This is a genomic window from Bacillus sp. LBG-1-113 (assembly GCF_020708615.1).
GTDB lineage: Bacteria > Bacillota > Bacilli > Bacillales > Bacillaceae > Bacillus > Bacillus mojavensis.
On the sequence record NZ_JAJFDG010000001.1, the window covers coordinates 814,676 to 839,848 of the forward strand.

Sequence of the window (25,173 nt, forward strand, 5' to 3'; positions counted from 1 at the left end):
CATGTGTGACAATAGGAGGCTTGGAGAGATGGGGGACAAAGTTTCCATTATTTTAACGAGTTATAACAAACCTGATTATCTGCAAATGGCGATTGAGAGTGTCATCAATCAAACTCATAGCAATTGGGAGCTTTTTGTCATGGATGACCATTCAAATGAGGAAACGACTGCGGTGATTTACAAGTACCTTTATGACCACCGCATTCACTATAAAAACAGCTTCGTCCATCCTCAAAATCGATTAAAAACAACCCGTTATGCCACACTAATTAATGACGCACTACCGCATGCAACCGGCGACTATATTTCTTATCTCACCGATGATACCGTTTATCATCCAAATCGGCTGAGCCGTATGGTGCAGACATTTTTGTGTCATCCTGAAGCACAGGCAGTCTATTCCAAACAAAAAGTTGTTCATGTAAACGAAAGAGGAGAGGAAATGTCCTATTTTCACAGAAATGCCAATACGGTGCTTGATCAGGCCGCTTTTCAAGTCGACCATTGCTCCGTTATGCATCGCCGATTGCTGCTTGATCGAATCAAAAATAAATATGGAAGCTATTGGGACGATGATATGAAGCATTGGAATCACGGCGACTCAATTTTTTGGCTAAGAGTAAACACATTTGCCCCGTTCCTGCCGATAAATGAAGTATTAGATACAACGTATAAGACCCCGAATTCCTTTCAAAACGCTTATCAGTTTCTGCCCGCCGATTTGATTGACGGCACGTTTGTAAAAGGATCTGATCAACATGTGTATTTTCTAGATCAAGGTGTACGGCATCCTGTGGGAGAGAGATGGAGTTCAGTGTATCTAGATCGGACTGTTATTATCCCCGATCCGTATTTATTTCAATATCATATGGGAAAATGTTTAAACATTCCGAATTATGTTTTGGTAAAAGAAGCTGACCGGCCTGCAGTATTTTACATTGACGCCGGAAAAAAAAGACGGATAGAAAGTCAGCATGCTTTTCAATTTTATCAATTTAAAAGAAAAGATATTTTGACGATTGAAAAAGAAGTGCTCGAGGGCCTGCCGGAAGGACCGCCTATCACGCGGGAGAGATCTGGGGTAATCGCCAATCCGCCTGGACGAAGGCTGTATTTTATAGAACGAGAGCGGTTTCTATTTCTACATGGTGTTTTTCATCCAATCAGCGAGCAAGTGGTGAGGAAATTCTTTTTACAGCAGAAACCAATACCCGCTTCTTTCCGGAATATTCAACAATTTCCAATTGGAAAGCCGTTTTATCCGGTGTACGATGAGATTATAAAGAATTTAAATATTGCAATCGAGTAAATGTATAGGTCATAAAAAGGAGATATTCATGACAGGATATTTTTCAAAAACGGAGCATCAATATCTATCGTTAACGTCTGAATCGAAGTTGTTTGATCATTACAGTGTATATAAAGATCCCAATCTGCCGCAAATTTTTTCTCATAATTTTGTACAGCTTCATGATACGTTTCCATTGGAGCGTATACCGGACTTTTTGCCGTTCATACCGAAGCTGCTTGATGCGAATTATATCCATTTAAAAGCGTCTCCTCAGCATGTTTTTCCGCTCGTTTTGAAGCAGTCGCTTGTGAAAAGCGGTTTTGTGGTTGAAGATGAGCTGTTATACAGCATGAAGCTTGGAGACTGGAAGGGACAGACGGGACATCCTTTCACGGCATGGGGGACGGCAAAGAGTCTTAGTGACGGTTCTTCTATCATGAAAATTTATGACTCGCTTTATATAGGAGAGGCAATTGCAGAACAAAAATTAGAGAGAAAATATCCTTTTTACAAAGAGGGTACGATATTGCTTGTCGTTTGTTACAGCGATTCATCACAGAACATTCCGATTGGCTGCGGGGAACTTTTTATTGATTCGCAAGAGAAAACGGCTAAAATTGAAGAGGTGGCGATTTTGGATCAGTTTCAAAGAAGGGGCTACGGCAGTATTCTTGTGGGTGAGATGCTGTCCATTGCCAAATCTTTAGGAATGGACGATGCTTATTTAGTGGCCTCAAATTCTGACGGCGTCACTCATTTTTATGAAAAGCTCAAGTTTCAAAAATATGAGCGGGTGCACACTGTTTTTCATTATTTCCTTACATAGATGGGCATTTGCACAGACCGTTTGGGACTTGGCCCGCATACAATGCCGTATATCGTGATAAGAAAGGATGAAAAACAATATGCATGGATATCAGGGGTACGGTTACGGAGGATTTGGCTGCGGGACAAATACATTTGTATTGATTGTTGTCTTGTTCATTTTATTAATTATAGTCGGAGCCGCTTTTATTTGCTAGATGATGACATATCATAAGGGCCTTTCGGAATTCGGAAGGGCTCTTTTTTTTGTGCGAAAAAGTTTTATAGGGAACGTCATGCCGCTATTTAAACACTCATACAATATAGAAAAGGTGTTTTTGAGGTGGAAGCATGAGCAGTTATTTAATTAAGCCAGAGCTTAGTGCGGAATATCCGATTGTCAGTCATGCAAAGGGCACATATGTGTATGATCAGAACGGAAAAAAATATCTTGACGGCTCATCTGGTGCGGTGACATGCAATATCGGCCACGGGGTAGATGAAGTAACTGAGCAGCTGAAAGAACAGCTTGATAAGGTGTCTTTTGCTTACCGCTCGCAGTTTACGAGTGAGCCGGCTGAGCAATTAGCTGCTTTACTGTCCGAGCAGCTGCCGGGAGACTTGAATTGGTCTTTTTTTGTCAATAGCGGATCAGAAGCCATCGAAACGGCAATGAAAATCGCCATTCAATATTGGCAGGAAAAAAAGCAGACACAGAAATCCATCTTTCTCTCAAGATGGAGCAGTTACCACGGAATAACTTTGGGAGCGCTTTCATTATCGGGATTTTATGAACGAAGGTACCGGTTCACACATTTGCTTGAGCGTTATCCCGCTCTCTCAGCCCCGCATATATATCGGCTGAATCAAGAGGCAAAAAAAGATTTTGTTCAAACGGCCGCGGAGGAGCTGGAAACCGCAATAAAAAGAATCGGAAGTCAGTTTATTGCGGGTTTTGTGGCAGAACCTATTATTGGAGCCGCGGGAGCAGCGATTACTCCTCCTTCTGGATATTATGAGAGATTGAAAGAGGTGTGCCGCTCACACGGTGTGCTGTTTATTGCGGATGAAGTGATGACAGGGCTCGGGAGAACTGGAAGGATGCTTGCGACAGAGCATTGGCATACCGTTCCTGATATCGCTGTGCTTGGAAAGGGACTCGGTGCCGGGTACGCGCCTATTGCAGCTGCAGTTATATCTGATACAATCCTCCGAACGATCAAACAAGGATCGGGTGTTATTATGAGCGGTCACACCTACAGTGCTCATCCCTATTCAGCCAAAGCCGCTCTTGAGGTTTTGCGTTATGTTATCAGACACGGCTTGATCAAGCAGTCTGAAGAAAAGGGCTTCAAGCTGAAAAAGAAACTGGAAGAGATGATGCATCGGAGCGGCATCATTGGGGATGTCCGCGGCAAAGGACTGCTTTTAGGCGTTGAATTTGTGGCTGATAAAAAGACAAAGCGAGTGTTTCCGCAAGATCGGTCGATGACCCAGCGTATCATCAGCGAAGCAAAAAAACTCGGGCTCATTGTCTATCCTGCCAAGGCTGGAATCGACAGCGGGGAAGGAGATGCCGTAATCATCGCTCCTCCATTCACAATATCAGACGAAGAGATGGAAGAGCTTATATCAACTTTTTCGGAAACAGTTGCAGAAGTTGAAAAAAACTGAAAAGGGATTGAAATCAATATGTCACCATTTCAAAAAACAATCAGCATTGAATCGGCAATTGCAGACGTGTGTGATGGGTCGGTCCTTATGTTTGGCGGCTTCGGTGGAGTCGGCTCTCCGCCTTCTTTGATTGAAGCGATATTGGACAGCGGTGTAAAAGAATTAACTGTCATTTGCAATGATGCCGGATTCCCGGGAATTGGGATTGGACCGCTTATTGTCAATAAGAGAGTCAAGACGCTGATTGCATCGCATATCGGTTCAAATCCTGTAGCCGGAAAACAGATGACAGACGGCACATTAGAGGTTCGATTTTCGCCTCAGGGCACGCTCGCAGAACGGATTCGCGCCGGTGGATCCGGTCTTGGCGGCATTTTGACCGATATCGGCATTGATAATCAAATGGTTTGTGAGAAAAAAGAGATTGTGTCTGTAGCGGGGAAGCAATACTTGGTTGAAGAAGCGCTGACGGCTGATTTTGCCTTCATCAATGCCTGCATTGCAGATGAATTCGGCAACTTAACGTATGACAAAACAGCGCGCAACATGAATCCGCTTATGGCAATGGCCGCCAAAAGAACCTTTGCCGAGGCTGAGACGATTGTGCCGATGGGAAATATGGCAGAAGAAATGATTGTAACGCCCGGGGTTTTTGTTGAGGGGGTTGTGAGAAGTGAAGGGGTGAGGTGGAAATGGGCTTGGGAGTAACAGAAAGAGAGCAGATCGCCAGACGGGCTGCTTCTGAAATCAAGCCAGGCATGATCGTGAATCTTGGTATCGGCATCCCTTCCTTGGTGCCGAACTTTTTGCCGACTGATATGCAGGTTATGCTGCAGGCGGAAAACGGTGTACTCGGAATTGGCGAAAGTCCCGAAAAAGGGAATGAGGATGAAAATTTATGCAACGCTGCGGGATTCCCTGTCCGTGCTGTAAAGGGAGCATCTTACTTTGATACAACAATGTCCTTTGCCATGATCAGAAGAGGCATGATTGACATTACGATTTTAGGCGCCCTGCAGGTAAGCCAGTCGGGAGACCTTGCGAATTGGCTTGTACCCGGTAAAAAGGTGCCAGGCATGGGCGGTGCGATGGAGCTCGCCCAAAAAGCGAAAAAAGTGGTTGTCGTCATGAGCCACACTGATCAAAAAGGGAGGCCCAAATTAACAGAAGCCTGCACCCTTCCGTTAACAGCAGCAGGCTGTGTAGATATGATCATTACTGAAAAAGCAGTTCTTACAGTTGGCCAGAATCATTTTAATTTAAAAGAACTGATGAATGGCTCAACAATTGACGAGGTGATCGGGTTGACCGACGCTGAAATAATAGTGGATATGCCTTTTTCTTAATAAGGGGGAGTGATGATGCAGGACATTGAAAGAAAAGTAATTGAATGGCTAGATCAGAATTCAGCCAAAGCCATTCGTCTTTTGAAAAGGCTGGTTGGAGAAAAAAGCACACTCGGCAAGGAATTTAACGCGCAGGCAGTAGTCCTTGAAAAGCTCCGGCAATTTCATATGGACATTGATGTGTGGGAGCCGAGCCTAAAGCAATTAAAACAGCATCCCTATTTTATATCAGACAGGACGGACTTTCATGAGAGCCCGAACATTGTTGCTAAAAAAGCGGGAGAGGGCGGGGGACGATCTCTGATATTAAACGGGCATATCGATGTTGTGCCAGAAGGAAATTTGAAGGAGTGGAAGTATGAACCGTTTCAAGCTGCTGAAGTAAATGGTAAAATTTACGGCCGCGGCTCCACTGATATGAAGGGAGGCAATACAGCCCTTCTATTTGCATTAGAAGCTCTGCACGCCTGCGATGTCAAACTGAAAGGCGATGTATTGTTTCAGAGTGTTATAGATGAAGAGTGCGGCGGCGCCGGAACACTTTCTGCCATTATGAGAGGCTATCGTGCGGATGGGGCGTTAATTCCGGAACCGACCAATATGAAGCTTTTCATTAAACAGCAGGGCTCGATGTGGTTTCGGATCACGGTTAAAGGATTAGCGGCACACGGAGGCACACGTTATGATGGTGTCAGCGCCATTGAAAAAAGCATGCATGTCATTACAGCCATTCAAGAGCTTGAAAAAGTCCGCAACGCAAGAATCTCTGACCCGCTGTATGATCATATTCCAATCCCGGTTCCAATCAATATTGGCACCATCTCAGGCGGAACATGGCCGTCCTCGGTAGCAGACCGCGTCGTCATAGAAGGAAGATGCGGAATTGCTCCTCATGAAAAGCCTGAAGCCGTAAAAATTGAATTGGAAAACTGGCTGAAAGATTTACAATACCATGATGAATGGTTTAAACGTCATCCAATTCAAGTGGAATGGTTCGGGGCTCAATGGCTGCCGAATGATTTGCCTGATGACCATCCTTTACTATCAGTCTTGCAATCAGCCTATCAAAAAATGAAACAAACAGAGCCGATCATCGAAGCGTCGCCTTGGGGAACAGACGGCGGCCTTTTGTATCATGCGGGAGATACTCCTGTTATCGTTTTTGGACCGGGAGAGACGAAAACGGCACATCAGGCAAACGAGTATATCGAGGTTGAAGCCATGTTAGAATCAGCTAAAATTATAGCTCTTTTTGTGATGGATTGGTGCGGGCTTCATACAGACGGGGAGGATGCTGATGATCAAAACGGTAAAGAATAGCGGTGTCACGGCTGTCATAGACAATGACCGTTTTAATAAACGAATTAGAGTCATTCGTTATGAAGGCGCTATTCAAGAAGCCTTGACTGATATTATGACAGCGGCCGAAGAGGAGGGTGCCGAAAAAATTATTGTGTACACCAAGCAGCATGACGAGGCGGAGCTGGCTAAACAATTGTTTACGCCAGAGGGCTTTCTCGAAGGCTACTATCTCGGCCATCGCGCTTCCGTCATGGTCCGTTATCTCACAGAAAAACGAAGACAAACAGATACCTATTTAGCCGAACAGGAAATGATAGAGCTATTATATAAAACAAAGCCTCAGCCACAAATCGAAATCAAGTCTCCTTTTACAATGAGAAAAGCAGAAACAAACGATATGTATCAGTTATCTATGCTGTATAAAAAAGTATTCCGCACGTATCCGGCTCCTGTGTTTGATCCTGCCTATATTGAAAAGACAATGAATGAGCATACGCTTTATTATGTCATGCTTGAAGATGACCGTCTGATCGGCGCGGCAAGCGCAGATATCAATCCTGAGCTGGGTCATGCCGAAATGACAGACTGCGCCGTGCTTCCGGATTATCGGGGCCGTTCGCTGACTAGTATTTTAATAGATGTATTAGAAAAAGAAATGATAAAGCAAGATATCTTTCAAGTATTTTCACTCGCCCGCGCTGCGTCTTTCGGAATGAATGCTGTCCTGTATCATTCCGGGTATCAGTATAGCGGAAGGCTGATCAATAATTGTTATATAGGAGAAGGGCTCGAAAATATGAATATCTGGTGCAAACGCCTGTAAGTCAAAAAGAAATGTACGAGGAGGAATTTCATTTGACAAACAAATGGTATAAACCGAAACGGCATTGGAAGGAGATAGAGCTATGGAAGGATGTTCCGGAAGAAAAATGGAATGATTGGCTGTGGCAGCTGACCCATACTGTAAGAACCTTAGATGACTTGAAAAAAGTGATTAACCTGACCGAAGAAGAAGAAGAAGGCGTCAGAATTTCTACCAAAACGATCCCCTTGAATATCACACCCTACTATGCTTCCTTAATGGATCCCGACAACCCGAGATGCCCGATACGAATGCAGTCTGTGCCGCTCTCTGAAGAGATGCACAAAACAAAATACGACCAGGAAGACCCGCTTCATGAGGATGAAGACTCTCCGGTACCCGGCCTGACACACCGTTATCCCGACCGAGTCCTGTTCCTTGTCACGAACCAATGCTCCATGTATTGCCGCTACTGCACAAGGAGGCGTTTTTCCGGTCAAATCGGAATGGGTGTCCCTAAAAAGCAGCTTGATGCCGCGATCGCCTACATTCGGGAGACACCCGAGATCCGGGACTGCCTGATTTCAGGCGGGGACGGGTTGCTGATCAATGATCAAATTTTAGAATACATTTTAAAAGAGCTGCGCAGTATTCCGCATCTGGAAATTATCAGAATCGGTACAAGAGCGCCTGTCGTTTTTCCTCAGCGAATCACCGATCAACTGTGCGATATCTTAAAGAAATATCATCCGGTCTGGCTGAACACCCATTTCAACACAAGCATCGAAATGACGGAGGAATCCGTTGAGGCTTGCGAAAAGCTGGTGAACGCAGGGGTACCGGTCGGAAATCAGGCCGTCGTGTTAGCAGGCATTAATGATTCGGTAACCATTATGAAAAAGCTTATGCATGACTTGGTGAAAATCAGAGTCCGTCCCTATTATATATATCAATGTGATCTGTCAGAAGGCATCGGACATTTCAGAGCTCCAGTTTCAAAAGGGCTGGAGATTATTGAAGGGCTGCGAGGTCATACTTCAGGTTACGCGGTTCCTACCTTTGTCGTTGACGCACCAGGCGGCGGGGGGAAAATCGCCCTGCAGCCAAACTACGTGTTGTCGCAAAGCCCTGACAAAATCATCTTGAGAAATTTTGAAGGAGTCATTACCTCTTATCCGGAACCCGAAAATTATATCCCTAACCAGGCTGACGCCTATTTTGAGTCTGTTTTTCCTGAAACCGCTGACAAAAAAGAACCAATTGGACTGAGTGCCATTTTTGCTGACAAAGAGATTTCTTTTACACCGGATAACGTGGTCAGAATCAAAAGGAGAGAAGCATATACAGCGAATCCGGGGCATGAAACATTAAAGGACCGGCGGGAGAAAAGAGACCAGTTAAAGAAAAAGAAATTTTTAGCCCAGCAGAAAAAAGAAAAAGAGGTAGAAAGCGGAGGAGATTCTTCATGAAGTCATGCGAATGGTGCGGCGAGCCTGAGGCGCTGCCTGGTACGAATACAGTTTATTGGGAGCTTCCTGACGGTACAAGAGCCATAGAGCTGACAAACACCCCCGCGATAATTTGTTCTTCCTGCGGAATGGCCTACCAAGAGGATTCGACGATAAAGGATATTGAGGATCAGCTGTTTTTAATCAACACAAAAAAACTCCCTGAGAGTCTGACGTATCAACAGCTCATGGAAACAGAAAGGATATTAAAACGCAACTATTTTGATTTCTCCTGAATGATGTTTCGTTATTCTTTTGTTGTAATTTTACACTTGCACTGTATAATAGAACAACAAAAGACAGACACCAGGAGGGGAAACCCATGAAATCCTTTTATCACTATTTATTGAAATACAGACATCCTAAGCCGCAGGACAGCATCAGCGAGTTTGCCAATCAGGCGTATGAGGATCACGGCTTCCCAAAAACATCAACCGATTATCACGAAATCAGCTCCTATTTGGAGCTGAATGTTGATTATCTGGACACGATGGCGACGTTTGATGAAGCTTGGGAAAAATACGAGGCCGAGGTGCACGGCAAATAACCGCATGTTTGAATCCGCAGAGCCACTGCGGATTTTTTTCTGCACATACATATACCATAATTGGATATTTCCTATGGTTTTCATGCCCATGCGAATTGGTGAAACCCAGCATACGATAGCGTATCAGAAATGTTGCGGCGAGGGGGAGACACCATGAAGCAAAATAAACCGAAATTCCAAGTAGGGGATATCGTAGTCGTCATTATGTATGGGACAGTCGGCACAATCACAAAAGTACACCAAATCGATAAGCACTATCTTTATGAAGTAAACCACAATGAAGTCTTATATTTTGAATCATCCATTCAATTATATAAAGATTATGAAGGCGTCATTGTCGATATGGAAAAACTTGATATTGAATATGAATTCCTCATTGGAGATGTCGTTTATGTAAAAGATTATGGAAAAGAACTCTTTCGCATTATCGGCCACAGAACCGAAATTTGGAGGTATTTGGAAGATGGCTGGGAAGATATTATTTATGAGCTAACTCGTTTAAAGGATGGAGAGTGGCTTGAAACGGAGGAAGAGGATCTCACGCTGGTTCTCAGAAAGTATGAAATGGACCAGTTTGTGCATCAGCTTTTGTTTGTCCACTATGTCGGAGAAACTGCCCATGAGATCGGTGAAGATATTGTACCGTCTGCTCTTCTTCAGTTTGAAGGCGAAGATGAAGATCAAGATACCCTGCGCATCCTGGCTGTATCAATTGTTGATGAGCTTTTGGATATTTACAACGACTACAAAATTCTGTACGAAATGTTTAAAGATGAAGAATATAAAGATATGATGATGTTTGTGCTGGAAAGCTTAAAAGAACATTTCAGTTAGTTTGTGAACAAGCGGATGATGACATATAAAAAATAAGGCAGACAGCCCCACATCATGACATGCGTCATACCTCTGAGCGTTTTTTCCATCACCTTATCGAATCTTTCTCCGTCCAGTGCTTCCATCATTTTAGCGATCATAAGTCAGCCTCCTATGGCTTGTTTTTTTATTCAATGTATATGAATAAAAGAATTGTTTAGAACACCGGGTATAATTCATCCCGTTTTTTCATAAAACATAAAAAAGGAGGCGGTACGGTTATGAAAGAAATAGATCTTGTGATTGACACGGAAGAAATCGCTGAATTTTTTTACAGAGAGCTTGCAAGACGGGGCTACATACCGAGTGAAGATGAGCTGTTTGAAATCGCCGATATTACCTTTGATTATCTGATAGAAAAATGTATGATAGATGAAGAGCTGGATGAAGATTGTTAAGGCTTGAAACCGGAGCGGCCAGCTCCGGTTTTTTATTCGGCTGATAGGAATGTTAAGAACTAAAGGAGGGAAAATCTTGTACAAGCCAGTCAGTCTGTTTCTTCTCTTTCTTTTTTTAGCCGCGGTTATTCATACAAATGCTGTTCAATCAGCAGATGAAATGATCAGTAAGGCAGCCGCAGCTATCCGTCAGCCTTGGCTGAATGATGTGATGATTTGGATGACTCATCTTGGGGCTACTTCCTTTTTACTGCCTCTTATCGTAGTCATTGGGGCAGGGCTGTTTTTTTACAAAAGAACCTGGGCCGGTCTTTTAATGCTTTTCATATTCGGTGCTGATCGTCTATTAAACAAAATATTAAAAGAGTGGATCGAACGGGCAAGGCCCGACTTTGAACCGCTCGTTCATGAGTCGTCCTTCAGCTTTCCGAGCGGCCACTCCATGAACGCTGCTTGTGTTTATCCTGTAATCGCCTACTTTTTAGTGAAACACCTCCCGTTTTTGTCAAAGCATAAAAAAGCGGTATACATAATCGCCGGTACTGTGGTTATTTTGGTTGGTGCCAGCAGAGTCTACCTTGGCGTGCATTTTTTAACTGACGTTTTAGGAGGCTTCAGTCTCGGCCTGCTGCTGTTTTTCCTCATGAAAGGTTTTGACGAAAAGTTTCATTCGTTTCGACAAAAGTAGAGAGAGGAAAAAGAGGGCGAAACGCCAATATGTTATAGAAATAAAAGGGAGGGATCTTGATGATGTTATCCGTGTTTAAAAAGAAGTCTTGTTCTTACGATGTGACAATATTTCAAACACCCCGGTTTGGTGAAAAAAAAGGCTACAGAGCCGTCTATCGAACTGAACTGAACGGGAGCAATCATCAAGACGTGCTAAAAAGAGTATTCTCTCTGTTTAATGTATTCGATACGGTTCCAAGTGATTATGATGCGAGATTTATGGCCACAGGGGATGTGATTTTGATTGATGAAGGCAGAAAAGGGAAAACATATTATAAACTGCTTCCCGCCGGATGGAGGAAAATCAATCGTCTGATTGTGCAAACAACATAACGAAAGAAAACTGCGGACATCCGCAGTTTTCTGTTTTTTAAGGTTTTCGTTTGGCCGCGGAATACTCTTTTTCGTGCGCCTCTTCAGCCGCGATAACGTCTTTAGCAGGTATGTGGTTGTTCTTTTTTTGTCCGGTAATTCGGTTGCGCTGTTTTTTACCCATGTTTCATCCCTCCTTTTGCCGTTAGGTTCTCATATCAGCGGCGCAATTATCCCGATTTTCTCTAAGGCGCCTAAAAATACCCCGGATCATTTTCTTTTTTCGGAACATTCCTTTATAATCAATGCTGAAGTTTGTCTCATCATGACATCCGTTGTAAAATGAACGGACTGCTTGTTAATTTTGGTTTATAGGAGGATATGAGATGAGTGTACATATCGGTGCGGAAAAAGGACAAATTGCAGATACGGTGCTTTTGCCGGGAGACCCTCTCAGAGCAAAATTTATCGCTGAAACGTATCTTGAAAATGTGGAATGCTATAATGAAGTCAGAGGCATGTATGGATTTACAGGTACATATAAAGGCAAAAAAATCTCTGTGCAGGGCACGGGCATGGGTGTTCCGTCCATTTCAATTTACGTCAATGAATTAATCCAAAGCTATGATGTGCAAAATTTAATAAGAGTAGGCTCTTGCGGCGCCATCCGTAAAGATGTCAAAGTGCGCGACGTCATTTTGGCTATGACTTCTTCCACTGATTCACAAATGAACAGAGTCGCTTTTGGAAGTATCGATTTCGCGCCTAACGCAGATTTCGAGCTTTTGAAAAATGCCTATGACGCCGCTAAGGATAAAGGCGTACCGGTGACGGTAGGCAGTGTATTTACTGCTGACCAGTTCTACAATGACGATTCTCAAATTGAAAAGCTTGCCAACTACGGTGTGCTCGGCGTAGAGATGGAAACAACCGCTTTGTATACATTGGCAGCGAAGCATGGAAGAAAAGCGCTGTCGATCCTGACGGTGAGCGATCACGTATTAACAGGAGAAGAAACAACGGCGGAAGAGCGTCAAACCACTTTTCATGATATGATAGAAGTAGCTTTACATTCTGTATCACAATAAAATAAACCAAGAGGCGTGCTGGGTGCCGGCAGCCTCTTCTTTATGGATACGGAAACGATTGATAAAAGGAAGGTAATGTGATGATGAAAAAGCCCGGTAAATGGTTTTCACTGGCTGCCGCTTTGAGTGTGACGGCAATTGTAGGAGCCGGCTGCAGCATGTCAAACGGAGATGCTCAAAAGGATACGAAAACCACCGCAGAATCAAAACAGACAGAAGAAAAAACAGCTGACAGCAAAAAAACAAATACGCAGGACAGTGAGTTCTTATTGGAAAGCAAGTTTTTCAATAACATTAAAAAAGTGGACGGTTTGGAAACCATTCAAAATCCAAAAAATATCCTCGCCCTTGTCAATAAGCAATACGCACTGCCAGGAGACTATGAACCTAGCGATCTAGTTATCCCTGATGTCGAGTTTTCTTTTGAAGAAAAAATTCAAAAGCGATACATCAGAAAAGAAGCAGCAGACGCATTAAAAACGATGTTTGACGCCGCGAAAAAGGATGGCTATGAGCTGGCAGCCGTGTCAGGATACCGCTCGTATGACAGACAGCAGGCTATCTTTAAAAATGAAGTTAGCCTAAAAGGGGAAAAGAAAGCAAGAGAAGCAGTCGCATATCCTGGTGAAAGCGAGCATCAAACAGGGCTTGCAATGGATATTTCCAGCCGAAGCAATGGTTTTGAGCTAAATGAAGCGTTCGGCAGCACCGAAGACGGAAAATGGGTGCAGAACAATGCATATAAATACGGTTTTATCATTCGCTACCCTAAAAACAAAGAAAACATCACAAAGTACGAATACGAACCATGGCACTTGCGTTATGTAGGCAAAAAGGCTGCAAAGGTCATCCATGATCATGACTTAACATTAGAAGAATACTTTGAAAAAGTGAAGAAGATATAAAATAAAAAACCCGCTTATCATTGGATAAGCGGGTTTTTCCATTAAAAAAAGAATAAACCGGCGAGCGCCACACCTGCAATCAGCCCAAGGCCAATACCGTACGCGGCTCCATATCCATATCCGTAGCCGCCCCAATATCCATAGCCAAATCCGCCTCTGGGGCCACCTGAAGTAACTGGAGCAATAAAAACTTTACTGTTGGTGACCCGTGTAATTCTGCCCACGTGGACTCTGCCGTTTCTTTCTGTAATTCTAGCAACTTTTCCTTGGTGCTGGCGGCAAAGATGATAGTATTTTTCCAATACAATTCCCTCCTAATCCGTCTTTCTATCAGCTTATGAAAGATAGATAAAAAAGGTTGGACGAAAAGAGGGGGGGATGCGCCGTTTTACTTGTATGCGATAAAGATACAATGACCCATATACTCGCTGTATGCCTGCATGAGGTCATAGTGGGACTGAAGCGTATCGTAGTAGATAGGATCAATTGCATGCGATACATCCATTTCTGTAGTCGGTTCAAATTCCATATCTTCCGGCAAAAGGGTGATCGTTTCTGTTTTCTGAAATCCATGGGAACGAATCGATTCCATCCACTCCAATTCGTCATAAAGCTTTGTAAAACCGTAAAAGTCCATCATTTGCTTCTTTTCGCGCGGAGGCATCGGTTTTTTGAGCGCCGCTTCAATACCGATCAGCATTCCGCCCGGCTTCAATACTCTATTAATTTCTTGAAGGGAGGATGTCACATGGGAAAAACTGAGGACGGATTCGGACAGGACGCAGGAAAAGACCGCTGAAGAAAACGGGAGACGTTCCAGCTCTCCAAGATATGCAGGGATTGCCAGCCCTTCATTTGCAAATCTTTTTTTGGCCTTCTCAAGCATGACAGGGTCTTTATCAATGACTGTGACAGGATAAAGCAAATGTCCTAAATAAGCCGCAGTTTGCCCCGTTCCGCATCCGGCATCAAGAATCGGCTGGTCAGGCGGAGGCGCGGCTTTTTGCAATACGGCTTTTGAAAAAGCAAGCCCGCCTGGATGTGCACCAGAGACACCGAATAAGGACAGCATTTCTAAATATCGGCTCAAAATGGTATCCTCCTTTTTCGTTATTATATGTCGTGAAAAGGTATAGGTTTATGAAACGCTAAAGAAGGGCACTATCTCTATATTTTCTGCTCCGAGTTGACGAATAGGAAATCGTCCATGATAATAATGTAAGAAGAAAAAGGTGGTGTTTAATTGAAACGGCAATTGAAACTGTTTTTTGTTGTGCTGATCACTGCGGTTGTCGCTTCGGCGCTGACTTTATTTATTACGGGCAATTCAAGCATTCTGGGCCAGAAATCAACAAGCACAGGAGACAGTAAGTTCGATAAATTAAATAAAGCGTATGAGCAAATCAAAAGTGATTATTACAAGGAAACAAATGATGACAAATTAGTAGATGGAGCAATTAAAGGAATGATTGAGTCTCTGGACGATCCTTACTCTACATATATGGATCAAGAGGAAGGAAAATCATTCGAAGAAAGCATTTCTGCATCCTTTGAAGGAATAGGAGCGCAAGTAGAGGAAAAAGACGGTGAAATCCTTATTGTTGCGCCAATCAAAGGATCACCTGCTGAAAAAGCCGGCGTCAAACCGAAGGATCAAATCCTGAAGGTAAACGGTAAAAGCGTAAAAGGCATGAATGTAAATGAAGCTGTCGCTTTAATCCGCGGCAAAAAGGGAACAAAAGTGAAACTTGACCTGAACAGAGCGGGAGTGGGAGAAATTGATCTTTCCATTCAGCGCGATACGATTCCTGTTGAGACTGTCTATTCTGAGATGAAAGACAACAGCATCGGTGAGATCCAAATCACTTCTTTCTCAGAAACAACTGCTAAAGAGCTGACAAATGCGATTGACAGTTTAGAGAAAAAAGGTGCCAAAGGCTATATTTTAGACTTGAGGGGCAACCCGGGCGGATTAATGGACCAGGCGATTACAATGAGCAATCTGTTTATTGATAAAGGGAAAAATATTATGCAGGTTGAGTACAAAAACGGCTCAAAAGAAGTCATGAAAGCAGAAAAAGAACGAAAAGTCACCAAGCCGACTGTCGTTTTAGTAAATGACGGAACAGCGAGCGCTGCAGAAATCATGGCCGCTGCCCTTCATGAATCATCAGGCATTCCGTTAATTGGAGAAACCACATTCGGAAAAGGCACAGTGCAAACCGCAAAAGAGTATGAGGATGGTTCAACAGTCAAACTGACAATGGCCAAATGGCTGACTGCTGACGGTGAATGGATCCATAAAAAAGGCATCAAACCGCAAGTGAAAGCAGAGCTTCCTGATTATGCGAAGCTTCCATATTTGGACGCTGATAAAACGTACAAATCGGGCAATACAGGTACTGAAGTCAAAGTCGCTCAGCAAATGCTGAAAGCACTTGGCTATCAGGTAAAGGTAAACAGTGCGTATGATCAAGATTTTGTATCAGTCATCAAACAGTTCCAGAAAAAAGAGAACCTGAAAGAAACAGGCGTGCTGACTGGCAATACTACAACAAAACTAATGACAGAACTTCAACAAAAGCTGTCAAATAATGATACGCAAATGAAAAAAGCAATTGAAACGCTGAAAAAAGAAATGTAAAAAGCCATACGCGGCTACCGCGTATGGCTTTTTTTAAGCACCCTTCTGGTTCGAATTCGGTTCAGTTTTTTTACCAAATAAACCTTCTTTGACTGGATTTGAACCTGCTCTTTTTACAAACAGCGGATTGAGAATGACTACAGCGATGATATTGGCGGACAATCCCCAGAAACCTTCATAAATGCCGTGTGCGGATTGCGTGATATACACAATAAACGTAACCGCAAGGCCGGCTAATAATCCGATCACTGTCGCCTCTCTCGTTTGGTTCTTCCAGAATAAGCTGACGGCAATCGCCGGGAAGATCTGCACCATGCCGGAAACGCCTAAAAGCTGAAGTGTCACTAAGGCAGTTGGGAACAGCATTCCAAATAGAAGAGCAAGACCGATCACGACAAACACCATGGAACGTGTAATAAGGGTCAGTTTGCTTTGTGACACATTTGGATGGATCAAGTCACGGTATAAGTTATTGGCAAATAAATTCGACGCTCCGATAGCCATGATCGAACAAGGGATCAATGAGGCAAGGGCGATAGTGGCATAGGCAAAACCTTGTGCCACGCCGCCGTAAGACGTCTGAATCAGATGCAGCAGCGCCAGTCTTGGATTTGTATCTTCCGGCAGCACAAGAAAAGCGATAAAACCAAGGAAAATAACTAAGATTAAAACGATGTTATAAAGCGGCAAAAACATGCTGTTTTTTCTAACTGCATCGGCACTTTTCGCCGTAAATACACCTGTAGCGGCATGCGCCCACATAAAAAGTGCCAAGGCGGATACAATAGATGCTGTAATAAACCAAGGGATGCCTTTTGGGCCTTCTGTCGGTATCGTCAGCATTTGCGGCGCTTCCTTCACCAATGTATCAATCATCGGCGTCCAGCCGTTGAAATGAATAAGCGGGAGTGAAACGACCATAAACAGCATAATCACCCATACTAATATATCTTTAATAATGGCTGTATAAGTTGGCCCTTTAATCCCGCTGAAAAACGTGTAAAGAGCAACAAGGATGAATGAGATAATGACAACGAACTTTACGTTGATATAGCCGGTGCCTGCAACCTGAAGCGTATCTTGAATTCCGCTAAGCTGAAGACAGATATACGGGATAAGCATCAGGACCCCGACAATTGCTACGAGACTTGCCAACAGCTTACTGTCAAAACGTTCCCGCGCATAATCTGCGAGAGTTGTTAATTTGTGAATTTTCGCAACATTCCAAAGCTTCGGCAGGAAGAAATAGGCGATAAAATAAGCCAATACGGAGTAAGGAATGGCAAAAAACGCAACACTTCCGCCTGTGTAAGCCGTACTGGTCAGGCCTAAGAAAGTATATGCCGTGTAAAGGTCAGCGCCTACTAAAAACCAAACGAGAAGGCCGCCAAAACGTCTGCCGCCGACAGACCATTCTTCCACCGAGGTTCGCGATGATTTGTCTCTCCCGGCGAGAAATCCGATACAGACAACAGTTAATACGATAATAGCCGTAATCATAAGTGCAGTGAGATTTCCTTGCATCATTCAATTCCTCCATCTTTTCTTTGCACCAGGTAAATGCCAAATGAACATACCGGCGTAATAATAATCCACAGCAGCAGCCAAAAGTGGAAAAAAGGAAGGCCGAAAATAATCGGTTCAATTCGATTCACAAGCGGCAAAAGCGCAAGCTGAACGAATGGTAAAATGATGAGTATAACAATAAGTGCTTTTTTAACCATTTACTTTCCTCCTGAAACATGATAATGCTCACTATAATAGCAGTTGTAAGATAAGATCACAAGATAATTATTAGAAAAAAATGATTTTTTCAATTATTTAATTAAATCACATGGTTTGCATCCTGCACAATATAGGTTTAAAATAATAAATATCTCGAAATCAAGATAATTGAGGAGTGAAGAGATGATAACAGAAGGATTGCACCATGTCACAGCATTTGCCAGAGATCCGCAAGAAAATTTGCGATTTTATACTGAAGTGCTCGGGCTTCGGCTTGTCAAAAAAACAGTGAATTTCGATGACCCGGGAACATATCATTTTTACTTTGGGAATCAAAATGGAGATCCAGGGACCATTATTACCTTTTTCCCGTTTCAAGGAAGCGGGCAGGGGACGGTGGGGAAAGGCCAAGCCGGCCGGATTTACTTTTCAGTTCCTAAAGGCTCTCTGGCTTTCTGGAAGGAACGCCTTCAAAATAATGGGTTGAATGCAGAGGAGAAAATGCTATGCGGGGAACAGGCGCTTATCTTTGATGATACGGAAGACCTTCCGTTAGCGATCATGGAAGACGGCGATAGCGAAAAAAGCGAGTGGACACCTGACGGCATTTCAGAACATGAAGCCATCACCGGGATGAAAGGCGTGCTGCTGTACTCCTATGATCCGCAGGCGACGATTCAATTGTTAGTGGAAAGCTTCGGATACAGCAAAGTGGCGGAAGAAGATCAGATCGTTAGACTGAAATCCGCAGCGGCTGTCGGAAACGTGATCGACGTTCATTTGCAGCCGGAAAAAAGAGGCGTCGGCGGTTATGGAACAGTTCATCATATAGCGTTTCGGACAACGAGTGAGGAGCAGGCCAATTGGCAGCCGGTGATTGCTGAAAAACATCTCCCTTCATCAGAAATTCTTGACAGGGAGTATTTCACATCAATTTATTTCAGGGAAAAAGGCGGCATCTTATTTGAGATTGCCACAGATGAACCAGGCTTTATGACAGATGAAACGTTTGATGAGCTGGGCACATCATTAAAGCTGCCCGAATGGCTGGAGCAACACCGCAAACAAATTACAGATATTTTGCCTGAATTGTAGGAGGGGACATGATGAAGCATATTTTTGAAAAAGGAACATCTGACAACGTCTTACTGCTGTTACATGGAACCGGAGGAAATGAGCATGATCTCCTTTCATTGGGACGTTTTATAGATCCGGATGCTCATTTGCTCGGTGTCAGGGGATCAGTGCTCGAAAATGGAATGCCGCGCTTTTTCAAACGCCTCAGCGAAGGTGTATTTGATGAAAAGGATCTCGTTGAGCGGACAAAAGAATTGAAAGATTTTATCGACGAGGCGGCACAAACGCATCAATTTGACCGGAGCCGAGTGATTGCAGTCGGCTACTCAAACGGCGCAAATATCGCGGCAAGCCTGCTTTTTCATTATGCGAATGTTTTAAAGGGGGCTATTCTGCATCATCCTATGGTGCCGATACGGGGGCTCAAGCTTCCCGATATGACAGGGCTTCCTGTTTTCATTGGGGCCGGGAAATATGATCCGCTCTGCACAAAGGAAGAATCGGAAGAGCTCCATCGCTGTTTGCTTGACAGCGGGGCATCTGCTTCAGTTTTTTGGCAGGATGGGGGCCATCAGCTCACACAGTATGAAGCTGAACAGGCTCGCCAATGGTACAAAGATACGTTTCAATAAAAAAACCTTAGTCCGTGTATATCCGGACTAAGGTTTTTCTTAGATTTACAGCCAAGTTGACACTTTTGTTAGAGGCAAGCGGTTGCTTTGATGTGCAGGTTTCACTGCTTTACCGATAGAAATAAGCATAACCGGAACATAGCGCTCGCTGATATCAAATTCCTTTTGGAACTGCTCCTTATTAAATCCTCCGATTGCGCAGGTGTCATAGCCTTTCGCTTTTGCGGCAATCATAAGCTGCATAGCAGCCAATGAAGCATTTAAGAAAGCAGAATCGCGTGCGAACTGTTCACTTTGGTAAGCACCGTTAATTTGGCCCAGCAGCGTTTGTTTGATTTCATCCGTGATGAAACCTTGGTTTGCCAATTCAGCGTAAACGTCTTCACCGTTTTCATTCGCTTTTAAATCGCCTAAAATGGCAACAACAGCAGATGATTCAACAATTTGCTTTTGGTTATATGCTACAGGCAGAAGAGCCGCTTTTGATTCATCGCTGTGGAATACTGTAAAATGCCAGTGCTGCAGGTTCCATGCAGAAGGCGCTTTAGTCGCGAGCTCCAAAAGTTCAGTCAGTTCCTCTTTAGAGATCGGGGCATTCGTATCATATTCCTTAACAGATGCCCGTGCTTGCAAAATGTCCAGAGTATCAGTCATAATGTTTCCTCCTTCGGGTAAACGTGGTATGATAATAGAAAAGTTAGAAGCTTACTAAATGTAACTTGAAAGATCATTTTAATGGATCAGTGAATACTTGTCAAACAATAGATGAAGGGATGAAGACTAGTGGGAAATACAATGTGCCCTAAAATGGAGTCAGCTTTCTCATTGCTGGGAAAACGATGGAACGGTCTGATCATCCATGTACTAATGGATGGGCCGAAACGATTTAAAGAGATAACGGAAACCATACCGATGATCAGCCAAAAAATGCTGGCAGAGCGCCTTAAAGAGCTAGAGCAAAACGAAATTGTAGAACGCCGGGTTCTTCCCGAGACACCGGTAAAAGTGATCTACACGCTGACTGAAAAAGGAACAGCGCTGGAAGCTGTATTTCAAGAAATGCAAGCGTGGGCCGATCAATTTTGTGAGCCTGGTGTCACAGTATGCGAAGAAGAGAAATAATGGAAGGGAACAGAAAAGGGTTTGTTTCAGTGAGAAAGTCATGTAAGTGGGTCATACCGTTTACATGACTTTTTATTTTAGGCCATGATGTGTATCAGCTTTTATTTTACATGGATAAAAAGAGATGTTAGGAGGAATTCAACATACATAAATAGGAAGGGGTCCTTCCGTGAAAAAGTTACTAACAGCTATCCTGTTGTTAAATCAGCAAACCGGAACTCTATCTGCCTGAATTTTACATTTACGATCAAAACCCTGTCAGCTTTCATTGGAATTACATAGGCATTGAAACTGGATATAAAAAGGGAGACCCTAATTCTATCCACCAAATCTGGATCACTCCGTTATATTTTGTTTTGCTGGCTGTTTTCATTCTGGTTATTTCAGCTTTTTTGAAAAAGAAATAATAAAAGAGAGGTCTTGAATAAGGATCTCTCTTTTTTATTTCAATGACTGGCCATTTTCTAAGTGTAAAGCAGATGAATACATTTCACCATTTTATAACTTGCCATTCAAAAACTGTGCTTCACCGAGCCCGAAACTCCAATCAGCATCACCGTTTTCTGTAATGGAAACCATTAGGTCTTCCGGGAAAATACCGCATTCTGCTTCTAGTTTTTCAGCCAGCAAGGCATATAATTTTTCTTTTTGGCTCTTTGTTCTTGTTTTACTTGTAATGCTGATGACGATCAAATCCTTGCTCCTATGAAACCCTAGTCCGGTATCGTGAATCACGAGCTCATTCTCGGGATGCTGGTGGACAATTTGATATCGGTCACTCTCCGGCACGCCAAATGCTTCTACCATTGCTTGATGAGCAGTGTCTAATAGTGCTTGTAATGCTTTTTGATCACGGCCTTCTATTAGATCGAAACGTAATAATGGCATTTGAATACCTCCTTTTGAGACACAGATTTTATCAGCCTGTTAACACATTGTTTTGTTATCGGAGCCAATTGATAGCTGAAAATTTGCTGGCTTGATAAAAAACATAACATATAACCAATAATTGATCAATATATAACCATTATATTATCTGTCAGCCTATAAAATCATAAATATTATTGACAATAGTTGATTAGAAGATTAGTGTGAAAATACTAGTTGATCAAAAGATGACAATCATATCGCCAAGGATTTTATTTCGGCAAAAAGTGAAAACGCTTTCTGATAAGCATCCTGTGCTATATCAGAAAACAAAAATGCAATGGAGGTTAGTCATGCCGGTTTTTATCGTTGCAACCGGGGTTCTTATTTTGTTATTTCTGATCATTAAAATGAAATTACATACGTTTGTATCTCTTATTGTCGTTTCATTTCTAGTGGTGATCGGCCTGGGAATGAATCTAAGCAAAATAGTACCTTCTTTAAAAGCGGGAATCGGCGGTCAGTTGGGACATTTAGCTTTAGTATTTGGGTTTGGTGCAATGCTTGGGAGACTTGTCTCAGACGCGGGAGGCGGTTATCGGATAGCCATTACACTGATTGACAAATTCGGAAGGAACAGAATACAGACAGCTGTGGTTATTGCTTCATTTATTGTTGGCATTGCTCTGTTTTTTGAAGTCGGCCTTGTTCTATTGATTCCTATTGTTTATGCCATAGGGAAAGAATTAAAGGTGCCTTTTCTCTATTTGGGAATCCCGATGGCTGCTCCGCTTATGGCGGACAGCAGTGTAAATCCGGGATTGATGGTGCTTGCGACCGGTGCGGGAAGCGTGATCGCATGTCACGTAAATGACGCAGGGTTTTGGATGATAAAGGAATTTTTCGGCTTGAGCACGAAGGAAACGTTTCAAACATGGACACTGCTCACAACGGTCCTCTCGGTAACAGGGCGGGGCTGAGTTTTATTGGCTGGATTATTTTTGTAACAATGCTTTATCAATAAAAATTAATGTAACAATAGCCTCTAGCCCAATCGTTTTCTTCCTGGATGAATACCTTACATATAGGCAGACATAAAGGAGGAAAAAGTCATGTACCCTCAACACTCGTATCTTCGCGGGAACCCAGGTCCGGCCGGATACCCGGAACGAAACCCTTTTTTGTTTGGCGCTCCTTTAGTCGGCGGTTTATTAGGCGGTTTTCTTGGGAGTGCTCTTTTTAATTATCCGCGTCCCTATGCGTATCCGCCTGTTCCCTACGGTTACGGAGGTGCACCGTACGGTCCAGTGCCGTATGGCGGAGGTTATCCCGGTTTCTATTAGAAAAAACGGCCTGCGCAGAAGCAGGCCGTTTTTTATCGCATTATTTCTACCTCGGACATATTGTAGTCCTGCTGTTTATAAAACATGACTTCCAACTGGCCGTCTTTATAAACGGCTTTCGTCCCTTTCCGCTTGACAAGGCAGGGAAGATTTACTTTTTTAGGATGGGTCGAACCTGGGAAATGTTCAATCAGTAATCTATGAGATGTATGTTTAATTTTGAGCTGTTCCAGCTGGCTTTCGGTTACTGCAACCTTTACAAACACATGGTCTGCTGTTTCGAATATATCTATATCAGGTTCGGTGCGCTGTGTTTTTTCTTTAGTCGGGAGGGGATCGCGAAATGGAAATTGAGCCGCGGAATCACTTCCGAACACACTTTCCATTACACTGTTTACATAATGCTCAACCTCTTTTGGATCAGCCTTTTTTAATGCTTCCTTGGAAAATTGATTGTGGAAAGGAAAGTATTTGTTCCACTCAAACATCTTCGTCACACCCTTTCTTCACGGACAAAATAGTATATGCCTGCTCGATCTTTCACGTGATATAATATAAGATGCTCTAAAGAAAGGCAGGGACAAAATATGCATCATTCAGAAACAAAAAAAGGCGTTCTTTACACAGCCGTTTCCTTTACCATGTGGGGGCTGTTTCCGCTCTATTGGAAGCTTCTTGAACAGCTGCCTGCACTTGATATTTTAGCTCACCGTATCATTTGGTCTTTTGTTTTTATGTGTATCGTGCTATTTTTCTTTCGTCAATGGAAAACGGGGTGGCATGAGCTGCGGTCTTTAAAAAAGAACGGAGGCATACTATCCTTATTTCTCGCTTCAATTCTCATTTCGATTAACTGGTTTGTATACATATGGGCTGTCAATCATGGATTTCTGCTCGAAGCAAGCCTTGGCTACTACATAAATCCGCTTGTGTCAGTTCTTCTCGGCATTTTGTTTTTAAAGGAAAAGCTGAATCGCCTTCAATTGGTTGCTGTTTCGATTGCGGCAGCCGGTGTAATTATTTCTGCGTTTCAATACGGATCCATTCCGTATATCGCGCTGCTGCTTGCATTCAGCTTCGGCTTATACGGGTTTACCAAAAAAAGAACAAGCCTTTCAAGCGCTATCGGTTTAACGCTGGAGACATTCATGATTATGCCGATTGCATTGGGGTATTTGCTGTTTAGCGGCCATATTCAGCCTGCGGGTGCAGAAAGCGGCGGGGCATGGGTGCTTCTCTTTTTTGCCGGTGTGTTTACCGCGCTGCCGCTTTTATTGTTTGCTGAAGGGGCGAAGCGGCTGCCGCTGTATCAAGTCGGTATATTACAATATATTGCACCGACCATCACCTTGCTGATCGGGCTGTTCGTTTATCATGAGCCATTTTCAAGCTCGAAGGCATTTACTTTTGCCTGTATATGGGCTGCATTAGTCTTGTTTACGTTTTCACAAGTAAAATGGAAACGGGCATCAAAAAGCCATTGAGCCTTTAGCTTTTCAGTTTGACTATATATTATGTATAATCATTTCATGTATGTAAGACATAAAGGAGCAGGACGATGGACAATGATATAGAAATAGGAAAAGCATACGCCTCGCTATGGAACAGCCGCTCTTTCTCAAATGAAGATGAAGAAGCGATTTTAGAGGCAATTGATCTTGAGCTTTTGGATAAGAGAACACATCCGAGACTCCGTAAATCTATGCTGGAAAAATATTATGCCGCTATACAGCGCATTGTGAATTCACAGCTGGAACCGGCTGTCAAATATCAACTGGTCAAATTACATACAGAACGCGTACAGTATTTAAAAGAAGAAAGAGGGGAGCAATTATGAAAGCAATCATAAAAGAAGATGTGCAAGCATCTTTAGAACGATATGCGGACCGCCCTGTATATATCCATTTAGAAACCACAACCGGTTCTTACTCGGCACATTTAAATGAAAAAAACATGACGGTTGTTGCTTATATACGCAATGCAAAAGTAACCTATCATCAAGCTAAAATCAAAGGGAGCGGGCCTTACCGGGTCGGCTTAAAAACAGAAGAAGGCTGGATTTATGCTGAAGGCCTGACTGAGTACACAGTTGATGAAGAAAACCGCTTATTAATGGCAGGACACTTGCCGGGCGGGAAACTGGCTATTTCACTGCAAATCAGTGAAAAACCGTTCACAGTTTAA

The 25,173-nt window shown here is 43.2% G+C and carries 35 protein-coding genes; 26 read left to right on the forward strand and 9 right to left on the reverse strand.

The genetic code is table 11. From position 1 onward, the window contains the following. Window positions 1–28 precede the first annotated feature (28 nt). From LJF29_RS04450 to LJF29_RS04505, 12 genes are all read left to right on the forward strand, one after another. Window positions 29–1,309: a glycosyltransferase family 2 protein gene (locus tag LJF29_RS04450; protein ID WP_229147182.1), complete on the forward strand. Its 1,281-nt coding sequence runs from the start codon at window positions 29–31 to the stop codon at window positions 1,307–1,309. 28 nt (window positions 1,310–1,337) lie between these two features. Beyond that, window positions 1,338–2,117 (forward strand): GNAT family N-acetyltransferase, encoded by a 780-nt coding sequence (locus LJF29_RS04455; RefSeq protein WP_229147184.1) that lies wholly within the window; start codon window positions 1,338–1,340, stop codon window positions 2,115–2,117. 79 nt (window positions 2,118–2,196) lie between these two features. Then, on the forward strand, window positions 2,197–2,313 hold the full coding sequence (locus LJF29_RS04460; protein WP_010334627.1) for a YjcZ family sporulation protein: 117 nt from the start codon (window positions 2,197–2,199) through the stop codon (window positions 2,311–2,313). Between the two features lie 133 nt (window positions 2,314–2,446). Next, window positions 2,447–3,769: an aspartate aminotransferase family protein gene (locus tag LJF29_RS04465; protein ID WP_229147186.1), complete on the forward strand. Its 1,323-nt coding sequence runs from the start codon at window positions 2,447–2,449 to the stop codon at window positions 3,767–3,769. Window positions 3,770–3,787: 18 nt separating this feature from the next. Then, window positions 3,788–4,477: a CoA transferase subunit A gene (locus LJF29_RS04470; protein ID WP_168748075.1), complete on the forward strand. Its 690-nt coding sequence runs from the start codon at window positions 3,788–3,790 to the stop codon at window positions 4,475–4,477. Next, a complete protein-coding gene (locus LJF29_RS04475) occupies window positions 4,462–5,115 on the forward strand; it encodes a 3-oxoacid CoA-transferase subunit B (RefSeq protein WP_229147191.1) in 654 nt (217 codons plus the stop codon). Before LJF29_RS04470 ends, LJF29_RS04475 begins: the two co-directional genes overlap by 16 nt. A gap of 9 nt (window positions 5,116–5,124) precedes the next feature. Next, window positions 5,125–6,435, forward strand: a complete 1,311-nt coding sequence (locus tag LJF29_RS04480; RefSeq protein ID WP_229147198.1) for a peptidase — start codon at window positions 5,125–5,127, stop codon at window positions 6,433–6,435. Next, window positions 6,413–7,240, forward strand: coding sequence for a putative beta-lysine N-acetyltransferase (gene ablB / locus LJF29_RS04485; protein WP_229147199.1), 828 nt, complete (start codon window positions 6,413–6,415; stop codon window positions 7,238–7,240). The genes LJF29_RS04480 and ablB overlap by 23 nt, the downstream gene beginning before the upstream one ends. A 32-nt stretch (window positions 7,241–7,272) precedes the next feature. Beyond that, a complete protein-coding gene (gene ablA / locus LJF29_RS04490) occupies window positions 7,273–8,688 on the forward strand; it encodes a lysine 2,3-aminomutase (protein ID WP_229147201.1) in 1,416 nt (471 codons plus the stop codon). After that, window positions 8,685–8,963 (forward strand): YokU family protein, encoded by a 279-nt coding sequence (locus LJF29_RS04495; RefSeq protein ID WP_229147203.1) that lies wholly within the window; start codon window positions 8,685–8,687, stop codon window positions 8,961–8,963. The genes ablA and LJF29_RS04495 overlap by 4 nt, the downstream gene beginning before the upstream one ends. 86 nt (window positions 8,964–9,049) lie before the next feature. Continuing rightward, window positions 9,050–9,274: a YozE family protein gene (locus tag LJF29_RS04500; protein WP_229147204.1), complete on the forward strand. Its 225-nt coding sequence runs from the start codon at window positions 9,050–9,052 to the stop codon at window positions 9,272–9,274. Window positions 9,275–9,427: 153 nt separating this feature from the next. Further along, window positions 9,428–10,108 carry a hypothetical protein gene (locus LJF29_RS04505; protein ID WP_010334614.1) on the forward strand — a complete coding sequence of 227 codons (681 nt, stop codon included), beginning with the start codon at window positions 9,428–9,430 and terminating at the stop codon, window positions 10,106–10,108. On the opposite strand, the gene LJF29_RS04510 is transcribed toward LJF29_RS04505, so the two are convergent. Further along, on the reverse strand, window positions 10,105–10,248 hold the full coding sequence (locus tag LJF29_RS04510) for a hypothetical protein (protein WP_168748068.1): 144 nt from the start codon (window positions 10,246–10,248) through the stop codon (window positions 10,105–10,107). The genes LJF29_RS04505 and LJF29_RS04510 overlap by 4 nt on opposite strands. A 120-nt stretch (window positions 10,249–10,368) precedes the next feature. Here LJF29_RS04510 and LJF29_RS04515 point away from each other — a divergent pair, with 120 nt between their 5' ends. From LJF29_RS04515 to yodL, 3 genes are all read left to right on the forward strand, one after another. Then, on the forward strand, window positions 10,369–10,545 hold the full coding sequence (locus tag LJF29_RS04515; RefSeq protein WP_010334612.1) for a YozD family protein: 177 nt from the start codon (window positions 10,369–10,371) through the stop codon (window positions 10,543–10,545). 76 nt (window positions 10,546–10,621) lie between these two features. Further along, window positions 10,622–11,233 (forward strand): phosphatase PAP2 family protein, encoded by a 612-nt coding sequence (locus LJF29_RS04520; RefSeq protein WP_229147206.1) that lies wholly within the window; start codon window positions 10,622–10,624, stop codon window positions 11,231–11,233. Between the two features lie 59 nt (window positions 11,234–11,292). Beyond that, entirely contained in the window at window positions 11,293–11,607 is a 315-nt protein-coding gene (gene yodL, locus LJF29_RS04525) for a shape determination protein YodL (RefSeq protein WP_229147208.1), read from the forward strand. A gap of 37 nt (window positions 11,608–11,644) precedes the next feature. Here the strand turns inward: yodL and LJF29_RS04530 are convergent, their stop codons facing one another. Further along, the gene (locus LJF29_RS04530; RefSeq protein WP_003241588.1) at window positions 11,645–11,770 is read right to left on the reverse strand and encodes a hypothetical protein; all 126 of its coding nucleotides are present in this window, start codon (window positions 11,768–11,770) and stop codon (window positions 11,645–11,647) included. A 202-nt stretch (window positions 11,771–11,972) separates the two neighbouring features. Here LJF29_RS04530 and deoD point away from each other — a divergent pair, with 202 nt between their 5' ends. Further along, window positions 11,973–12,674 carry a purine-nucleoside phosphorylase gene (gene deoD / locus LJF29_RS04535; RefSeq protein ID WP_010334610.1) on the forward strand — a complete coding sequence of 234 codons (702 nt, stop codon included), beginning with the start codon at window positions 11,973–11,975 and terminating at the stop codon, window positions 12,672–12,674. An 83-nt stretch (window positions 12,675–12,757) separates the two neighbouring features. After that, the gene (locus LJF29_RS04540) at window positions 12,758–13,579 is read left to right on the forward strand and encodes a M15 family metallopeptidase (RefSeq protein WP_229147578.1); all 822 of its coding nucleotides are present in this window, start codon (window positions 12,758–12,760) and stop codon (window positions 13,577–13,579) included. Between the two features lie 41 nt (window positions 13,580–13,620). Here LJF29_RS04540 and LJF29_RS04545 read toward each other — a convergent pair whose 3' ends face one another. Continuing rightward, on the reverse strand, window positions 13,621–13,881 hold the full coding sequence (locus tag LJF29_RS04545) for a hypothetical protein (RefSeq protein ID WP_229147209.1): 261 nt from the start codon (window positions 13,879–13,881) through the stop codon (window positions 13,621–13,623). Window positions 13,882–13,967: 86 nt separating this feature from the next. Continuing rightward, window positions 13,968–14,669 (reverse strand): class I SAM-dependent methyltransferase, encoded by a 702-nt coding sequence (locus tag LJF29_RS04550; RefSeq protein WP_229147211.1) that lies wholly within the window; start codon window positions 14,667–14,669, stop codon window positions 13,968–13,970. Window positions 14,670–14,822: 153 nt separating this feature from the next. Between LJF29_RS04550 and LJF29_RS04555 the strand changes: the two genes are divergently transcribed. Next, window positions 14,823–16,223, forward strand: coding sequence for a S41 family peptidase (locus LJF29_RS04555; protein ID WP_229147212.1), 1,401 nt, complete (start codon window positions 14,823–14,825; stop codon window positions 16,221–16,223). 33 nt (window positions 16,224–16,256) lie between these two features. Here LJF29_RS04555 and LJF29_RS04560 read toward each other — a convergent pair whose 3' ends face one another. Then, a complete protein-coding gene (locus LJF29_RS04560; protein WP_229147579.1) occupies window positions 16,257–17,747 on the reverse strand; it encodes a sodium:solute symporter family protein in 1,491 nt (496 codons plus the stop codon). Next, window positions 17,747–17,947, reverse strand: a complete 201-nt coding sequence (locus tag LJF29_RS04565; RefSeq protein ID WP_010334605.1) for a DUF3311 domain-containing protein — start codon at window positions 17,945–17,947, stop codon at window positions 17,747–17,749. Before LJF29_RS04565 ends, LJF29_RS04560 begins: the two co-directional genes overlap by 1 nt. 184 nt (window positions 17,948–18,131) lie before the next feature. Here LJF29_RS04565 and LJF29_RS04570 point away from each other — a divergent pair, with 184 nt between their 5' ends. Both LJF29_RS04570 and LJF29_RS04575 read left to right on the forward strand, forming a co-directional pair. Further along, on the forward strand, window positions 18,132–19,043 hold the full coding sequence (locus LJF29_RS04570; RefSeq protein WP_229147217.1) for a ring-cleaving dioxygenase: 912 nt from the start codon (window positions 18,132–18,134) through the stop codon (window positions 19,041–19,043). Between the two features lie 11 nt (window positions 19,044–19,054). Further along, on the forward strand, window positions 19,055–19,657 hold the full coding sequence (locus LJF29_RS04575) for an alpha/beta hydrolase (RefSeq protein ID WP_229147218.1): 603 nt from the start codon (window positions 19,055–19,057) through the stop codon (window positions 19,655–19,657). 45 nt (window positions 19,658–19,702) lie between these two features. Here LJF29_RS04575 and LJF29_RS04580 read toward each other — a convergent pair whose 3' ends face one another. Next, a complete protein-coding gene (locus tag LJF29_RS04580; protein WP_010334602.1) occupies window positions 19,703–20,311 on the reverse strand; it encodes a nitroreductase family protein in 609 nt (202 codons plus the stop codon). A gap of 129 nt (window positions 20,312–20,440) precedes the next feature. Here LJF29_RS04580 and yodB point away from each other — a divergent pair, with 129 nt between their 5' ends. Beyond that, the gene (gene yodB / locus LJF29_RS04585) at window positions 20,441–20,779 is read left to right on the forward strand and encodes a transcriptional regulator YodB (RefSeq protein WP_168748062.1); all 339 of its coding nucleotides are present in this window, start codon (window positions 20,441–20,443) and stop codon (window positions 20,777–20,779) included. Window positions 20,780–21,277: 498 nt separating this feature from the next. Here yodB and LJF29_RS04590 read toward each other — a convergent pair whose 3' ends face one another. Next, complete coding sequence (locus tag LJF29_RS04590; protein ID WP_229147219.1) at window positions 21,278–21,667, reverse strand: tautomerase family protein; 390 nt, start codon at window positions 21,665–21,667, stop codon at window positions 21,278–21,280. 332 nt (window positions 21,668–21,999) lie between these two features. Here LJF29_RS04590 and LJF29_RS04595 point away from each other — a divergent pair, with 332 nt between their 5' ends. Both LJF29_RS04595 and LJF29_RS04600 read left to right on the forward strand, forming a co-directional pair. Next, on the forward strand, window positions 22,000–22,626 hold the full coding sequence (locus LJF29_RS04595; protein WP_229147220.1) for an SLC13 family permease: 627 nt from the start codon (window positions 22,000–22,002) through the stop codon (window positions 22,624–22,626). Window positions 22,627–22,758: 132 nt separating this feature from the next. Next, entirely contained in the window at window positions 22,759–22,989 is a 231-nt protein-coding gene (locus tag LJF29_RS04600; RefSeq protein ID WP_010334597.1) for a hypothetical protein, read from the forward strand. A 32-nt stretch (window positions 22,990–23,021) separates the two neighbouring features. Here LJF29_RS04600 and LJF29_RS04605 read toward each other — a convergent pair whose 3' ends face one another. Next, window positions 23,022–23,477 carry an Hsp20/alpha crystallin family protein gene (locus LJF29_RS04605; RefSeq protein ID WP_010334596.1) on the reverse strand — a complete coding sequence of 152 codons (456 nt, stop codon included), beginning with the start codon at window positions 23,475–23,477 and terminating at the stop codon, window positions 23,022–23,024. 99 nt (window positions 23,478–23,576) lie between these two features. Here LJF29_RS04605 and rarD point away from each other — a divergent pair, with 99 nt between their 5' ends. The 3 genes from rarD (at window position 23,577) to LJF29_RS04620 (ending at window position 25,173) form a co-directional block, all read left to right on the forward strand. Next, window positions 23,577–24,473, forward strand: a complete 897-nt coding sequence (rarD, locus tag LJF29_RS04610) for an EamA family transporter RarD (protein WP_229147221.1) — start codon at window positions 23,577–23,579, stop codon at window positions 24,471–24,473. A 74-nt stretch (window positions 24,474–24,547) separates the two neighbouring features. Then, entirely contained in the window at window positions 24,548–24,826 is a 279-nt protein-coding gene (locus LJF29_RS04615) for a hypothetical protein (protein WP_229147222.1), read from the forward strand. Continuing rightward, window positions 24,823–25,173 (forward strand): YojF family protein, encoded by a 351-nt coding sequence (locus tag LJF29_RS04620; protein WP_010334594.1) that lies wholly within the window; start codon window positions 24,823–24,825, stop codon window positions 25,171–25,173. Before LJF29_RS04615 ends, LJF29_RS04620 begins: the two co-directional genes overlap by 4 nt.

Excerpts from the sequence above, each read along its gene's own strand:
- LJF29_RS04450 (WP_229147182.1), top strand. The coding sequence starts at position 29 with ATGGGGGACAAAGTTTCCATTATTTTAACGAGTTATAACAAACCTGAT.
- LJF29_RS04455 (WP_229147184.1), top strand. The coding sequence starts at position 1,338 with ATGACAGGATATTTTTCAAAAACGGAGCATCAATATCTATCGTTAACG.
- LJF29_RS04460 (WP_010334627.1), top strand. The coding sequence starts at position 2,197 with ATGCATGGATATCAGGGGTACGGTTACGGAGGATTTGGCTGCGGGACA.
- LJF29_RS04465 (WP_229147186.1), top strand. The coding sequence starts at position 2,447 with ATGAGCAGTTATTTAATTAAGCCAGAGCTTAGTGCGGAATATCCGATT.
- LJF29_RS04470 (WP_168748075.1), top strand. The coding sequence starts at position 3,788 with ATGTCACCATTTCAAAAAACAATCAGCATTGAATCGGCAATTGCAGAC.
- LJF29_RS04475 (WP_229147191.1), top strand. The coding sequence starts at position 4,462 with ATGGGCTTGGGAGTAACAGAAAGAGAGCAGATCGCCAGACGGGCTGCT.
- ablB (WP_229147199.1), top strand. The coding sequence starts at position 6,413 with ATGATCAAAACGGTAAAGAATAGCGGTGTCACGGCTGTCATAGACAAT.
- LJF29_RS04495 (WP_229147203.1), top strand. The coding sequence starts at position 8,685 with ATGAAGTCATGCGAATGGTGCGGCGAGCCTGAGGCGCTGCCTGGTACG.
- LJF29_RS04500 (WP_229147204.1), top strand. The coding sequence starts at position 9,050 with ATGAAATCCTTTTATCACTATTTATTGAAATACAGACATCCTAAGCCG.
- LJF29_RS04505 (WP_010334614.1), top strand. The coding sequence starts at position 9,428 with ATGAAGCAAAATAAACCGAAATTCCAAGTAGGGGATATCGTAGTCGTC.
- LJF29_RS04510 (WP_168748068.1), bottom strand. The coding sequence starts at position 10,248 with ATGATCGCTAAAATGATGGAAGCACTGGACGGAGAAAGATTCGATAAG.
- LJF29_RS04515 (WP_010334612.1), top strand. The coding sequence starts at position 10,369 with ATGAAAGAAATAGATCTTGTGATTGACACGGAAGAAATCGCTGAATTT.
- yodL (WP_229147208.1), top strand. The coding sequence starts at position 11,293 with ATGATGTTATCCGTGTTTAAAAAGAAGTCTTGTTCTTACGATGTGACA.
- LJF29_RS04530 (WP_003241588.1), bottom strand. The coding sequence starts at position 11,770 with ATGGGTAAAAAACAGCGCAACCGAATTACCGGACAAAAAAAGAACAAC.
- deoD (WP_010334610.1), top strand. The coding sequence starts at position 11,973 with ATGAGTGTACATATCGGTGCGGAAAAAGGACAAATTGCAGATACGGTG.
- LJF29_RS04540 (WP_229147578.1), top strand. The coding sequence starts at position 12,758 with ATGAAAAAGCCCGGTAAATGGTTTTCACTGGCTGCCGCTTTGAGTGTG.
- LJF29_RS04560 (WP_229147579.1), bottom strand. The coding sequence starts at position 17,747 with ATGCAAGGAAATCTCACTGCACTTATGATTACGGCTATTATCGTATTA.
- LJF29_RS04565 (WP_010334605.1), bottom strand. The coding sequence starts at position 17,947 with ATGGTTAAAAAAGCACTTATTGTTATACTCATCATTTTACCATTCGTT.
- LJF29_RS04570 (WP_229147217.1), top strand. The coding sequence starts at position 18,132 with ATGATAACAGAAGGATTGCACCATGTCACAGCATTTGCCAGAGATCCG.
- LJF29_RS04575 (WP_229147218.1), top strand. The coding sequence starts at position 19,055 with ATGAAGCATATTTTTGAAAAAGGAACATCTGACAACGTCTTACTGCTG.
- LJF29_RS04580 (WP_010334602.1), bottom strand. The coding sequence starts at position 20,311 with ATGACTGATACTCTGGACATTTTGCAAGCACGGGCATCTGTTAAGGAA.
- LJF29_RS04590 (WP_229147219.1), bottom strand. The coding sequence starts at position 21,667 with ATGCCATTATTACGTTTCGATCTAATAGAAGGCCGTGATCAAAAAGCA.
- LJF29_RS04595 (WP_229147220.1), top strand. The coding sequence starts at position 22,000 with ATGCCGGTTTTTATCGTTGCAACCGGGGTTCTTATTTTGTTATTTCTG.
- LJF29_RS04600 (WP_010334597.1), top strand. The coding sequence starts at position 22,759 with ATGTACCCTCAACACTCGTATCTTCGCGGGAACCCAGGTCCGGCCGGA.
- LJF29_RS04605 (WP_010334596.1), bottom strand. The coding sequence starts at position 23,477 with ATGTTTGAGTGGAACAAATACTTTCCTTTCCACAATCAATTTTCCAAG.
- rarD (WP_229147221.1), top strand. The coding sequence starts at position 23,577 with ATGCATCATTCAGAAACAAAAAAAGGCGTTCTTTACACAGCCGTTTCC.
- LJF29_RS04615 (WP_229147222.1), top strand. The coding sequence starts at position 24,548 with ATGGACAATGATATAGAAATAGGAAAAGCATACGCCTCGCTATGGAAC.
- LJF29_RS04620 (WP_010334594.1), top strand. The coding sequence starts at position 24,823 with ATGAAAGCAATCATAAAAGAAGATGTGCAAGCATCTTTAGAACGATAT.